Here is a 12,749-nt window from a genome sequence, read left to right as displayed (position 1 = left end):
CGCGTTGTTGTTGGTCTGGCTCCGGAAAACCAACAACAGCGCGGGGTACTGGGTACGGGCTCAGCGGGGCAGGCGACTCACTCCGCGGGCAGCCACGCCTCCCAGAGTCGGGAGTAGCGCCCGCCGCGCTCCACGAGGTCGGTGTGCGTCCCCGACTCGACCACCCGGCCGTCCTCCAGGACGACCACGAGGTCGGCCGTCTGCGCCTGGGAGAGGTGGTGGGCGACGATGATCGCCGTCCTGCCGGCGGCGACGGTGTCCACCGCGGCGTCGAGGCGTCCGGCACCCTCGCCGGTGCCCGCGTGGGCGGTGGCCTCGTCGAGGACCACGACCGGGGGATCGGCGAGCAGGACGCGCGCCAACGCCAACTGCTGGACCGTCGCCTCGTCGAGGGTGTCGGCGGACGTGAGAGGGGCGTCGGTGTTCACCCCGACGGCGGTCAGGGCCTCGGTCAGCTCGGCGTCGGTGGCCGTGGGGGAGGCCAGCCGCAGGTTGTCCGCCACGGTGCCGGTGAACTGGTGGACCTCCTGGGTGACCAGCACCGCCGCCGGTCTCCCGGACGCCGTTGTGGCACGGTGGGCGTCCACCCCTCCCACGCTCATCCGGCCCTGGTCGGGGCGCAGCTCCCCGGAGATGACACGGGCCAGCGTGGACTTCCCCGATCCGGACGCGCCGACCAGCACCACCCGCGCCCCGTCGGGGACGCTGAGGGTGATGCCGTCGAGCCCGGTCCCGCTGACGGTCCCGCTGCGCTGGTCACCGCCGTAGCGGAAGTGGACGTCCGTGATCTGCACAGTGCCATCTGTACCGCCCGCCCCGCCAGCAGCGCCAACCCCATCCCCACCCACCCCGAGCACGCCGACGAGCCGGGCCAGGCCCACCTCCGCGCGCTGGAGGTCGTCGATGCTGGCCAGCAGTACGCTCACCGGGGCGAAGATGCGCTGGAAGAACAGTGCGCCGGCGGTGGCCGCCCCCACGCTCAGCACCCCGGCGTCGACCCGCCAGAAACCCACGCACAGCACCGCGGCCAGCCCGAGGAACTCGGCGACGTTCAACCCGCCGTTGAAGACGTTGCGCACCTTCGTCGCCGCCCGCCCGATCTCCACCGACGCGAGGCTGCGCTCGGCCACCAGGCGTAACCGGTTCGCCCCCTGCCCGTGGGCGCGCACGGTGGACGCACCGTTCACGGTCTCGATGAGCGCCTGCCCGCGCTCGGCGTCCATCCGCTGCTGACGGACGTAGAGCGGACGTGACCTGCGCAGGAACACCGCGCCGGAGAGCACCTGCACCGGCAGGGCGACGAGTGCGGCCAGCGCCAGCCACGGGTCCAGCACGGCGAAGCCCAGGGCCGTGACCACCAGGGTGAACAGGGCCTGGGTCGTGCGCGGCAGCACCTCGGTCACCGCGGTGGTGACGGACTCCACGTCCCCGGTCACGCGGGAGACCACGTCGGAACTGCCGGCGCTCTCCACGGCCCCTGGGTCGAGGTGGACCGCGGCGTCCAGCACGTCCTCCCGCAGGGTGGCGAGCACATCCTGCAGGGTCCTGACCAGCAGGCGACCGCCCCACAGGACGAGCAGTGCGGCGACCACGCCGGCCGCGACGACGCCGCCGACGGTGAGTGCGAGACGGTCCAGGCCGCGTCCGTCGATCACGTCGTCGACGAGGCGCCCCTGCAGGGCGGGCACGGCCAGCGCCGCGGCCGAGCCGAGGGTGAGGCACGCGACCACCAGCGACAACGCACCCAGGCGGGGTCGCAGCAGCTCCGCGACGACCCGACCGGTCTGCCGGACGGTGGCCTCGGGCAGCCGGTTCGTGGTGGTGTTCACAGCTCCACCACCTCGTCGCAGGCGTCCAGCATGAGGTGGTCGGACGTGATGACCAGCACCGCCAGCCCGGGCCTGTCGTGCACGAGCGCGGCGAGTCCGGTGGCGACGTCGCGGGCGGTCACCGGGTCCAGGGACATCGTCGGCTCGTCGAGGACGAGCACATGCCCGGAAGCATGTAGGGCGCGGGCCAGCACCTCGCGGCGCCGCTGGCCCCCGGAGAGCCGGTGGCCGCCCTCGCCGACGGGGGCCTCGACGGAACCAAGGTGGGTGACGACGTCGTCCAACGCGGTGGCGGTGGCGACATCGGCGTCCACCTGCGCGTCGGAGAAGGTCACGTTCTCCCGCAGGGAGCCGGTGAACAGCGTCGAGTCGCGCGGTGGCACGGTGACGGCCCGATGCCAGGCGTCCGGCCCGAGGTCGAGCGCGTCGACCCCGTCGAGGGTGAGTTCGCCGCGCGCCGGGACGGTGCGGAAGCCGAGCCGGTCGGCGATGCGTCCGGCGTCGGACGTCGCGACGTGCACGCCGACGAGCCGTCCTGCGCGTGCCGTCACCGTCGGCGCGGTGGCCGCCGAGGCGTCTGCAGTCGCCTCCCAGGTCAGGACGCCGGCGTCGCCGCTGCGGCGCGGCGCCGGGTGCGCCGCGCCGGGCAGCTGGTACTCCTCGGCGACGAAGGCGCGCAGCCGGGCCGCGGAGGCGCGCTTGTACGCCCAGTTCGCCCCGAACGTGCCGATGTGCGACAGCGAGCCCTTGAGGTACTGCGCCAACCCGATCACGGTGACGAGCTCACCCGGGGTGATCGTCCCGTCGAGCGCGAGCCAGCCGGCGGCGAAGGTGAGTACTGCCAGGTAGACCAGCGAAACCACGTCGCTGACCGCCTCGTAGCCGCGCAGCGACAATGCCGAGGCCACCGCGGTATCGCGCGAATGTGCGCTGGCGACGCGGTACCGGCGGGCGACCTCGTCCTCGGCCCCGAGGCCGCGGATCGTGCGCAGTCCCGCCATCGCGTCCGCGGCGACGTCGCTGGCGGCGGCGACGGCCCGCTGCTCGGTGCGTCCGCGGGCGAACATCGGACGCGAGAGCCGCTGCATCAGCACCAGCACGGCCACCGCCCCGGCCAGGACCCCGATGCCCAGGGGAGCGGAGACGGCCAGCAACGCCCCGGCCGCGGCGACGAGTCCGGCGACGGTGGCGAGCTGCTGCACGATGCTCCAGGAGACCCCGGCGACCTGGAAGGTGTCGTTCGTGGTGATCGACAGGACCTCGCCGGTGGAGCGCCGGGCGTGCCCACGCGGGTGCAGGACGCGGCCGAGCGCGAGCTGGCGCAGGTCGTGCTCACCGTGGCCGTAGACCCGCACCATGCCCAGCATCGCGCGCTGGTAGCTCAGCGACGTGAGCAGGAAGACCCCCGCCAGCGCCCCCAGCCACACGGCCAGCGCCCGGGGGTCTCCGGGCATGACGGCCCGGTCGATGATGACGCCGATGAGCACGGGCACGGCCGCATCGCCGAGGTTGTGCACCACCAGGCCGAGGGTGCACGCCGCCAGGCGCCGCGCCCGGCCGTCGCCGGTCAGGGCGATGCGCAGGACGTGGCCGGTGGTGACGCCGGAAGGAGCGGCAGTGGGGTCGCCGGAAGGGTCGGTGGTCCGCATGACAGTTCACGCTAGGGCCGTGGCTCGCGGCGGGGCGGACGGGAGTCGTCGTGCAGCGGACAGGGTCGGTTCCTGTGTCCGTTGCGCTGCAGACAGTGTCCGCTGCGCCGACCGACCGCCCGCTACGGTCTGGATGAATGTCCATGGAGTTTTCTGGACGCCACGAGGAGAACCAGATGAGGAGCAGCAGATGAGGACGACAACCGGGGCCACGCACTGGGCCACGAAACTGGGCCGGCGAGTGGGCCGGACCGTCGCAGCGGTGGCGGTGGCCACCGGGCTGGTGGCGGCGACCGCCGCCTGCGGCAGCGACGACGACGGGCAGGACGCCGACAACGTCCGCACCGTGGACAGCGCCTACGGCGAGGTGGAGGTCCCGGAGACCCCGGAGCGCGTCGTCGCCGTCTCCTACGACACCCCGTGGCAGCTGAAGTCCCTCGGCGTCACGCCCGTCGGTACCCAGGACTACAGCGACTACACGCAGGGGTTCACCGAGGAACAGCTGGACTTCGTGGAGCAGGCCGAACCGGTCGGCAAGTTCTTCGAGCTGGACATCGAGGCGGTCGCCGCGGCTGAGCCGGACCTGATCGTCGGCGACGTCCTCGAGATCGACGACGACGTCTACGAGAAGCTCGCGGAGATCGCCCCGACGGTCATCGTGGAGGGTGAGGACCGGGGTGACTGGAAGGCCATCGTCGCCTCCATCGCCGAGGCCGTGGGCACCGAGGACGAGCTCGAGGAGACGAAGGCGGCCTACGAGGACCGCCTGGCGGAACTGCAGGACGACTACGCCGACGTGCTCGACGAGTACACCTTCGCCTCGATCGGCCCGATGGACGACCCGACGAACTTCTACATCAACTACCCCTCCGGCATCCTCGGCGCGATCTTCGAGGAGGTGGGCATGACCACGGCGTCGTCGGTGCCCACCGGCGAGTTCCCCAAGGGGTGGGAGGAGTACTCCACGGAGAACATCGGCTCCCTCCTCGGTGAGGCCGACGTGGTCATGGTGCCCCTCAACGCGGACGGGACGGTGGACCCGGGCATGCAGGAGGTCATGGACAACCCGCTGTTCCAGCAGCTCAAGGCCGCGCAGGACGACCACGTCGTGCCCGTCGACGGGTCGGTCACCGACTATGCCTCTGCGGTCGACTTCCTCGACATCATCGAGGAGAAGGTCCTCGCCCCGCTGCAGGGCTGACCTGTCGTTGTCCCCGCTCCACCCCTATTCCCGATGACTGGAGTCACATGAACACCACCCTGCCGCGACGGGTCCGTCCGGCACGCCGCCGTGCGGCCGTCGCCGTCCTGGCGCTCGCCGCCGTCCCCGCCCTGCTCGCCGGATGTTCTTCGGCGCAGGACGAGACGTCCGGCTCGTCCGGCTCAGGCGACGGCGCGGAACGCGTCTTCGCCGAACCCGACGACGGCGCGTTCCCCGTCACCATCGACCACGCCTACGGGGAGACCACGGTGGAGGAGCAGGCGGAGCGTGTCCTCGTGGTCGGGTGGGGCGGCGCGGACCTCGCCGTACAGCTCGGCACCGTCCCGGTCGCCCAGGGCATCGCCGGTGGCGAGGGTGACAGCGCCGAGTACCACCCGTGGTTCCGCGAGGCCGTCGAGGAACTCGGCGCACCCTTGCCGGCGACCGATGAGTCGCTGGAGCGTGGTGAGGTCGACACGGAGTTCGTGGCGACCCAGGAACCCGACCTGATCCTCGCGGTGAACTCCGGTATCAGCGCCGAGGAGTACGACCGGCTGACCGACATCGCCCCCACGGTCGCTTTCCCGGACGAGCCCTGGGCCACGTCCGCGCAGGACCACCTGACGATGGTCGGTGAGGCGCTGGGCCGCGCCGAACGGGCGGCGGAGATCACCGGTGAGCTGGACGAGAAGATCAGCGGGGTCGCGGACTCCCACCCGGAACTGTCCGGGGTGTCCTTCCTCTACGGCTTCCTCCCGACGGACGGCCAGGTCGTGATCTTCTCCGAGGCGGACCCGCGGGTCGGGACGTTGGAGAAGCTCGGTCTGACCCCGTCGCCGGACCTGGCCGCCCTGGCGGAGCAGGCGGACGGGGAGTCGAGCTTCAACGTCGCCGTCGAAAGGCTGATCAGTACCGACGCCGACACCAACGTGAGCACCGTCAGCCGCGAGGAGTGGGACGCCGCGGTGGACGCCGACCGGACGTTCGCCGCCTGGGGGCCGGTCGCGGACGGTGATGCCTCGGTGATCGAGGACCCGGACGTGGGCCTGGCGTTGGCGACCTCGACGCCGCTGAGCCTCTCCTGGGCGGTCGAGGACATCGCGGATGTCCTGTCCGCTTCGGTGGGGTAGCGCCGGGGTAGCGCTCGACTGTCAGTCGGTGAGCTGGTCCACGACGTAGTCAGCGAAGTCAGCCCCGACCTTCGAGTACCCTGCGCGGTGGTTGTAGAGCAGCTGCGGGGTCTTGCCGTCGACCACGGCGGGCAGGTTCTTCCAGATCGTGTCGTCGGCGACGGCGGAGTCGGGGTTCTGCACCAGGATCACGTCCGCCTCGGTGAGGATGTTCAGGTTCTCCTTGCTGTACATCCGCAGCGATCCGTCGGCTTCGCGTGACCCGCTGTCGGTCAGCACGGTGAAGCCCAGGTCGGTGAGCACCTCGGGGGCGAGGTTCTCGTCCTCGAGCACGAACTGGTCGTCCTGCAGTGCGACGATGGCCACGGTCTGTCCGGCGTACTCGCCGAGGTCCTCGGCGCCGGCCTCGACGACGCGGTGGTAGTCCGCGATGCTCTGTTCTGCCTCCTCCCTCTTGCCGATCTGCTCGGCCTGGTCGAGCAGTGGCTCGAGCCAGGCGTCGTCTCCGAGGGAGGACGCCCTGGCATCCCGGGCGAGGTCGCCGTCGAGTCCGATCACGGGGGCGATCTCTTCGAGGCGTTGCTGCTGTTCGCTGTCGTAGGTGTCGAACCAGGCGGCCGTGGTGATGATCAGGTCGGGGTCCATGTCCGCCACGGCCTCGGCGTCCGGGTCGGTGGTGTTGAAGTCGTACCTGGTCACGGTGTCCGGCAGGTCGTCGTTGACCACGTTGTTCTGTGCGGACTCCGCGGTGATCTCGGGGGTCGCCACCAGGTTGAGCCCGGTGATCTCGGCGAACTCGGGGCAGAGCCGGGTCTCGATGCAGACCACCCGTTGCGGGTCCGCCGGGATCTCCACCTGCTGGTCGGCGTAGTCGAAGGTGATGGTGTCGGCGCCGGAGTCGCCACCCGTCGCGGAGTCCTCGTCCGACGAGCAGGCGGCGAGCGCGGTCAGGGATACGGCGCACAGGCCGGCGAGCAGCGGTGCGGTGAAACGTCCTCGTGATGTCATGGAGTCGACGCTAACCGTCGGTATCTGCGGGCATCGGACAGATTGTGTCTGTTTCACGACAGCCCTGCGCCCGGGGCGCCGGTCGTGGCAGCACCGCATCCCTGACGTCTGTGCGAGGTGACCTGTCCGTTGCGCGAAGACCGGTACATGTAGGGTTGCCTTAGCGAAAATAAGTGCAGCGGTACCCGCCAGGGTGCTGCGCGGACGGCGGGAGAAACGCGTGGATGCAGGTCAGGGAGGTTCCGATCCCCGGATTCACCGGGCCCGGGTGACGGCGGTGACGAGGGTCGGCAAGGCGATGGTGCGGGTCAGTCTTGGCGGACCGGACATGGCCGACTACCCCACCACGGACGTGGGCGACGAGTGGGTGCGGGTCTTCTTCCCGGACGCCCCGACCGAGCCCGTCCGCCTGCCGCGTGTGGAGGGCACCGGCTGGGTGTACGCGGACGGCGTCGAGGCCTCGGAGATGCGCACCTACACCATCCGCGACTGGCGTCCCGGTGAGGTGGACGTCGACTTCGTCGTCCACGGCACCGGCGTGGCGACGACGTGGGCGACCACCGTCGAGGTCGGCGGCGAGGTCGGCCTGACCGAGCCTGTCGCCGTGTACCGGCGGGCGCAGGACGCCACCCACCAGGTCCTGCTCTGCGACGAGCCGGGCCTGCCGGCGGCACTGCGGATCTGCGAGGACGCTCCGGCGGGCATGACGTCCACCCTCGTCTGCGAGGTCCGGGACGCCGGGTACGAGGTCGCGCCGCGTCGCGGCGAGGTCGAATGCGTCTGGCTGCCCGGCGGTGGCAACGGCGTGGGTCCCTCCCGTCTGCCGGAGGCGCTGTCGGACCTGGACATCCCGCAGGACGCCGCGGTGTGGGTGGGCACGGAGACCCGCGTCTCGCGGACGCTGCGCCGGCAGCTGCGTGAGGAGAAGGGCCTGGCCCGGACGGCGGCGACGACGATGGGCTACTGGGTCCACGACAAGGAGCGGTGGATCGCCGCCTACGACGCGCTGGGCGAGGAGTTCGCCGACAAGGTCCGTGACCTCTACGACAGCGACCGCGACCCCGACGAGGTCACCGACCTCGTCGACAGCCTCTACGAGACGAACGGGCTGTGACCGTGCTGCAGGGCGCGGTACTCGACGCGCCGGAGTCCGTCCCGCCGATGTCCGCCGAGCAGGACGACCTGATCCCCGGAGACTACCTGCTCACGATGCGGGAACTGCGCTACCCCAGTCCGCTCGAACCGGAGGTCTGCACGGGGGACACGCACCACCACCTCAACCACCACGTGGTCTTCTGGCCGATGCGAGGCAGCGCCTACGTGGACGTGGACGGGCACCGTCACCACCTCCCACCCGGGCACGGGGTCTTCGTGCCCGCCGGCGTGGGGCACGCCGCCGACACCGGTGCGTCCAGCACGTTGACCGCGGTCTACGTGCGACCGGACGCGTGGGAGGGGCCGGCGGACCGGGTGCACGATGTCGCGGTGAACGCCGCCACCAGGGAAATGCTGGTGATGATGGCCTACAACGCGATGGGACGCGACCGGCGGTTCCGGGCGCAGCGGCTGTGCCTGGACTTCATGTCCGAGCCGTGCCTGCCGGGGCTCGAACTGCCGCTGCCGGACAGCCGGCTGATCCAGCCGATCATGCGTCACGTCATGGAACGTCCGGACGACGACCGCTCCCTGGACGACTGGGCGTGGATCCTCAACACCAGCGGGCGCACCATCGCCCGGGCGTTCCGGGCGGACACCGGCATGACCTTCAGCGAGTGGCGCACGGCCGCCCGCATGTCCGAGGCCGTGCGGCTGCTGTCGGACGGCGCGCCGGTCGGCGCGGTGTCCAGGAAGGTGGGCTACACCTCCGCCAGTGCCTTCAGCACGGCGATGAAACGCGTCACCGGACGCGGCCCGCAGTACTTCCGCACCGTGCGGTGAGTTCCTCGCGGGACGACAACATGACAACAGAAAAAGCAGAAAAAACAGGAGTGGGACCATGACAAAAACAGGTGGAGTGCAGGGCATGCGAGTGGCCTGGCTGGGGATGCTGAGCGCGGTGGCGCTGGCGTCGGCGGCGGTACTGACCGCATGCGGGTCCGACGATGGGGACAGCTCGGGCGGCAGTGGCGGTGACAGCGGATCCGGCACTTTCCCGGTCACCATGGAACACGTCTACGGCGAGACGGAGATCCCGGAGAAGCCGGAGCGGATCGTCACCATCGGATGGATCACCCACGACATCGTCGCCGCCCTGGGCACCGCCCCGGTGGGGGTCGACGAGACCTGGGGAGGCGACGACGAGGGGTTCAGCCCGTGGTTCCGCGACCAGGTCGAGAACGTCCTGGACGCCGACATGCCCGAACTCACCGACTCCGAGGACGGGAGCATCAACGTGGAGAAGATCGCGGCCACCGAACCCGACCTCATCCTCGCGCCGCACTCCGGGATCACCGACGTCGACTACGGTCGTCTCACCGACATCGCCCCGACCGTGGCCTACACCGAGAGCCCCTGGCAGTCCGGTAGCTGGCAGGAACTGACGGAGACCGTGGCCACCGCGATGGGGGAGCAGGAGCGCGGTGCCGAGCTCATCGGGGAGACCGAGACCGCGATGGCGGACGAGGCCGCGGAGTACCCGAACCTGCAGGACTCGTCCTTCGTCTACGGGCTGACCTTCGACGGCGGTTCCCAGGAGCTGGGCCTCTACGTGTCGGGTGACCCGCGGGTCGCCTTCCTGCGGGAGTTCGGCCTGGTGGACAGCTCCAACCTCGCCGACTCGATGGACCTGGAGGAGGAGGACTCCTTCTTCGGCACCGTCAGTCTGGAGAACGTCGGACGGGTCGACACCGACCTCTTCGTCGGCTGGTCGAGCAGTGCGCAGCAGACGCGGGACACGCTGGAGACCCCGGCGATGTCGCGGTGGCGACCGATCGAGGACGGCAACTACTACATCCTCGAGGACGAGACGCTCGCCTCGGCGACCAACGGTCCCAGTCCGCTCAGTATCCGCTGGGCGCTGGACGAAGGGTTCCTCGACGACCTGTCCGAGGCGCTGGACGGCGGTGCCGTGGTGCGCCCGGCACGCTGAGACCGTCGGGTAGCCACGGCGTCACACGGCGTCACAGATCAGCGCAGTCCAGTCCGGTGAACAGGGAGTCCGGGTGCGCGAGCCGGTCGAGCACCGGGTCGACGAGGGGGAGTTCGCGGGTGAAGAAGTACTCGGCGGCGGCCCGTTTGCCGGCCGCCAGCGGGGAGCCGGCCTCACGGGCGGCGTGTGCCATGTCCAGCCAGATCCAGGCGACCACGACGTGCCCGGTGACCTCGAGGTAGTCGGTCGCGTGGGCGAGTGCGGCTGAGGCGTCCCCGTCCTTCCGCAACGTCGCGGTGACCTCCACGAGGCGTGCGAGGCGGGCGGCGAGGGCGTCCGAGAACGCGGGGAAGGACGCCGCGGCGGCGTCCACCGTCGCGGTGATCGTCTCGGCGAGCAGGCGCAGGCCCGCGCCGTCCTGCATCACGACCTTGCGTCCGAGCAGGTCCTGGCCCTGGATTCCGTGCGTGCCCTCGTGGATGGGGTTGAGCCGGTTGTCGCGGTAGAACTGCTCCACGTTGTGGTCGCGGGTGTAGCCGGCACCGCCGAGGACCTGGATCGCCAGGTCGTTGGCGGCGGGCCCGTACTGGGAGGGGAAGCTCTTCACCACCGGGGTGAGCACGTCGAGCAGCAGGTCGAACCGTCGGCGTTGCTCACCGCTTGCGACGGTGGAGCGGTCCACCAGGTTCGCGGCGTAGAGGCACAGGGCCATGGACCCCTCCGCGTAGGCCTTCTGCGCCAGGAGCATGCGCCGGACGTCGGCGTGCTCGATGATCGGCACCTGCGGCCGGGCGGGGTCCTTCGCACCGACGGGCCGGCCCTGCGGGCGGTTGCGCGCGTAGTCCAGGGACTCCAGGTACCCGGTCATCGCCAGGGCGGCCGCGCCGGTGCCCACGCCGATGCGGGCCTCGTTCATCATGTGGAACATGTACTGCAGCCCGCGGTTCTCCTCGCCGACGAGGTAGCCGACCGCGCCCGCCGACCCGCCGGGGGAGTGCGTGCCGTCGCCGAAGTTGAGCAGGGTGTTGGTGGTGCCGCGGTAGCCCATCTTGTGGTTGAGGCCGGCGAGGGTCACGTCGTTGCGCTCGCCGTCCTTCAGGACCTTCGGGACGATGAAGAGGCTCAGTCCCTTCACCCCGGCTGCGCCGGTGCGGGCGAGGACGAGGTGGATGATGTTGTCGGTCATCTGGTGGTCGCCGCCGGAGATCCACATCTTCGTGCCGGTGAGGCGCCACGTACCGCTGTCGTCGTCGCGCCGGGCGCGGGTCGTCACGTCGGCCAGCGAGGAACCGGCGTGGGGCTCGGACAGGCACATGGTCCCGCTGAAGACTCCGGCGAGCTGCGGGTCGGCGTAGTCGGTCACCTGCTGCGGGGAGCCGTGGGCGATGATCAGGGCGGCGTTGGCCATGGTGAGCATGGGGTAGGCGGCGGTGGCGATGTTGGCGGCCTGGACCCAGGCGAAGCAGGCGCGGGACACGGTGAGCGGCAGGTCGACCCCGCCGTGCTCCTCCCCGAAGGACGCGGCGGCGAGGCCGGAGTCGGCGAAGGCGCGCAGTGCCGGGGCGATGGCCTCGTGGGTGTGGACGCTGCCGTCGCGGCTGGTGAACGTCGGCTCGTCGAGGTCGGAGGCCCGCATGTGCGGGCGGAAGGACGTTACCGCCAGCTCGCGGGAGGCGTCGAGCATCGCGTCGAAGGTGTCCCTGGAGTGCTCGGCGAACGGCGCGTGGTCGGTGAGTTCCTCGACACGCAGCCAGTCGTGGAGCAGGAAGGACAGGTCGTCGCGGGACAGGATCTCGGCGGTCATGTTTCCACCCTAAAGTACCGACGGGGATGTCGGTGCGGAAACCTACGGGCGCCCCACCCCGGTCAGCTCCGCGCTGCGCTCCCACAGCCCCTCCGCCAGTGCCGCGTCGTGGACCTGCGGATTCACCTTCGTGGCCAGCTTCCCGCGCTCGTGGTAGCCGCCAGGGGTGAAATCGGTGCCGGGCTCGCCCAGGGCCAGGTCGACGAGGAGGCGTGCACTGTCCTCGGGGCTGGTCATCAGCAGCTTCGAGACCACGGGGAGGTGGTAGACGATCTTCATGAGGCTGGAGGTGTCCGAGGCGAAACTGGTGCTGACAACGCCGGGGTGGAAGGCCACGGCGTTGACCTCGTCGCCGAACCGGCGGTCCAGTTCGCCGGTGAACAGGATGTTCTCCAGCTTGGCGTCGCCGTAGGCCTTGTTCGCGCTCCACTTCCCTGAATTGTCGAGGTCAGAGAGATCAAGGTCCCCGAAGAGGCGGGCGGCGATGCTGGCGGTCTGGATCACCGTGGCGTGCGACTCGCGTAGCCGCTCGAGCAGCAGGTTCGTCAGCAGGAACGGGGCCAGGTGGTTGACCTGGAACGTCTTGTCGTACCCGTCCTGCGTGGTATCCTGCGAGAAGATGCCGCCGGCGTTGTTCGCCAGCACGTCGATGCGCGGGTAGGCGTCGAGCAGGTCGGACGCCAGGTCGCGCACCTGGTCGAGGTGCTGGAAGTCCGCCAGGTGGTAGGGGGCGTCCAGCTCGTCGGCGAGGGCGCGTGTCTTCTCCGGCGACCTGCCGACCAGGACGACCCGGTGGCCGGACGCCGCCAGGTGGCGCGCCGCTGCGGCGCCGATGCCGTCGCTGGCGCCGGTGATCACGATCGTTCTGCTGTCATTCATGCCCGCCCAGGCTACGCACCTGTACCCTCACCCGTATCTGCACCCGTGTCCCTGCCCGAACCCACAGAGGACTCACAGGCGTATGCAGCGTGCCCGACTACGTCCCTGCGGTGCTGATGGGGAATAATCGGCGGCGTACAACTGTCTAACGGAGGCCGGCG

At 70.6% G+C, this 12,749-nt stretch carries 10 protein-coding genes; 5 read left to right on the top strand and 5 right to left on the bottom strand.

Features of this window, described 5'->3' with window-relative positions; genetic code table 11:
• Positions 1–77: 77 nt before the first annotated feature.
• The gene (locus ACT3S3_RS09305; protein ID WP_441578817.1) at positions 78–1,829 is read right to left on the bottom strand and encodes an ABC transporter ATP-binding protein; all 1,752 of its coding nucleotides are present in this window, start codon (positions 1,827–1,829) and stop codon (positions 78–80) included.
• Positions 1,826–3,478, bottom strand: coding sequence for an ABC transporter transmembrane domain-containing protein (locus tag ACT3S3_RS09300; protein WP_441578818.1), 1,653 nt, complete (start codon positions 3,476–3,478; stop codon positions 1,826–1,828). Before ACT3S3_RS09300 ends, ACT3S3_RS09305 begins: the two co-directional genes overlap by 4 nt.
• Before the next feature lie 190 nt (positions 3,479–3,668).
• On the opposite strand from ACT3S3_RS09300, the gene ACT3S3_RS09295 reads away from it, so the two are divergent.
• A complete protein-coding gene (locus ACT3S3_RS09295; RefSeq protein WP_301441675.1) occupies positions 3,669–4,679 on the top strand; it encodes an ABC transporter substrate-binding protein in 1,011 nt (336 codons plus the stop codon).
• 47 nt (positions 4,680–4,726) lie between these two features.
• Positions 4,727–5,809: an ABC transporter substrate-binding protein gene (locus ACT3S3_RS09290; RefSeq protein WP_301441674.1), complete on the top strand. Its 1,083-nt coding sequence runs from the start codon at positions 4,727–4,729 to the stop codon at positions 5,807–5,809.
• Positions 5,810–5,830: 21 nt separating this feature from the next.
• Here the strand turns inward: ACT3S3_RS09290 and ACT3S3_RS09285 are convergent, their stop codons facing one another.
• The gene (locus ACT3S3_RS09285; protein WP_301441673.1) at positions 5,831–6,817 is read right to left on the bottom strand and encodes an ABC transporter substrate-binding protein; all 987 of its coding nucleotides are present in this window, start codon (positions 6,815–6,817) and stop codon (positions 5,831–5,833) included.
• Positions 6,818–7,010: 193 nt separating this feature from the next.
• Between ACT3S3_RS09285 and ACT3S3_RS09280 the strand changes: the two genes are divergently transcribed.
• From ACT3S3_RS09280 to ACT3S3_RS09270, 3 genes are read left to right on the top strand one after another with little or no spacing between them, the layout of a single operon-like run.
• On the top strand, positions 7,011–7,931 hold the full coding sequence (locus tag ACT3S3_RS09280; protein WP_444626707.1) for a siderophore-interacting protein: 921 nt from the start codon (positions 7,011–7,013) through the stop codon (positions 7,929–7,931).
• Positions 7,928–8,755, top strand: coding sequence for a helix-turn-helix domain-containing protein (locus ACT3S3_RS09275; RefSeq protein ID WP_301441671.1), 828 nt, complete (start codon positions 7,928–7,930; stop codon positions 8,753–8,755). Before ACT3S3_RS09280 ends, ACT3S3_RS09275 begins: the two co-directional genes overlap by 4 nt.
• Before the next feature lie 58 nt (positions 8,756–8,813).
• The gene (locus ACT3S3_RS09270) at positions 8,814–9,905 is read left to right on the top strand and encodes an ABC transporter substrate-binding protein (protein WP_441578819.1); all 1,092 of its coding nucleotides are present in this window, start codon (positions 8,814–8,816) and stop codon (positions 9,903–9,905) included.
• A 31-nt stretch (positions 9,906–9,936) separates the two neighbouring features.
• Here the strand turns inward: ACT3S3_RS09270 and ACT3S3_RS09265 are convergent, their stop codons facing one another.
• Positions 9,937–11,709 carry an acyl-CoA dehydrogenase gene (locus ACT3S3_RS09265; protein WP_301441669.1) on the bottom strand — a complete coding sequence of 591 codons (1,773 nt, stop codon included), beginning with the start codon at positions 11,707–11,709 and terminating at the stop codon, positions 9,937–9,939.
• 42 nt (positions 11,710–11,751) lie between these two features.
• Positions 11,752–12,588 (bottom strand): SDR family NAD(P)-dependent oxidoreductase, encoded by an 837-nt coding sequence (locus tag ACT3S3_RS09260; RefSeq protein ID WP_444626705.1) that lies wholly within the window; start codon positions 12,586–12,588, stop codon positions 11,752–11,754.
• Positions 12,589–12,749: the final 161 nt, after the last annotated feature.

Source organism: Corynebacterium sp. AOP40-4SA-5, assembly GCF_052377355.1.
Lineage (GTDB): Bacteria > Actinomycetota > Actinomycetes > Mycobacteriales > Mycobacteriaceae > Corynebacterium.
Note: the sequence above shows the minus strand (reverse complement) of the source record. Positions and strands in the feature narration are given on the sequence as shown.

Excerpts from the sequence above, each read along its gene's own strand:
- ACT3S3_RS09285 (WP_301441673.1), bottom strand. The coding sequence starts at position 6,817 with ATGACATCACGAGGACGTTTCACCGCACCGCTGCTCGCCGGCCTGTGC.
- ACT3S3_RS09295 (WP_301441675.1), top strand. The coding sequence starts at position 3,669 with ATGAGGACGACAACCGGGGCCACGCACTGGGCCACGAAACTGGGCCGG.
- ACT3S3_RS09300 (WP_441578818.1), bottom strand. The coding sequence starts at position 3,478 with ATGCGGACCACCGACCCTTCCGGCGACCCCACTGCCGCTCCTTCCGGC.
- ACT3S3_RS09265 (WP_301441669.1), bottom strand. The coding sequence starts at position 11,709 with ATGACCGCCGAGATCCTGTCCCGCGACGACCTGTCCTTCCTGCTCCAC.
- ACT3S3_RS09290 (WP_301441674.1), top strand. The coding sequence starts at position 4,727 with ATGAACACCACCCTGCCGCGACGGGTCCGTCCGGCACGCCGCCGTGCG.
- ACT3S3_RS09270 (WP_441578819.1), top strand. The coding sequence starts at position 8,814 with ATGACAAAAACAGGTGGAGTGCAGGGCATGCGAGTGGCCTGGCTGGGG.
- ACT3S3_RS09260 (WP_444626705.1), bottom strand. The coding sequence starts at position 12,588 with ATGAATGACAGCAGAACGATCGTGATCACCGGCGCCAGCGACGGCATC.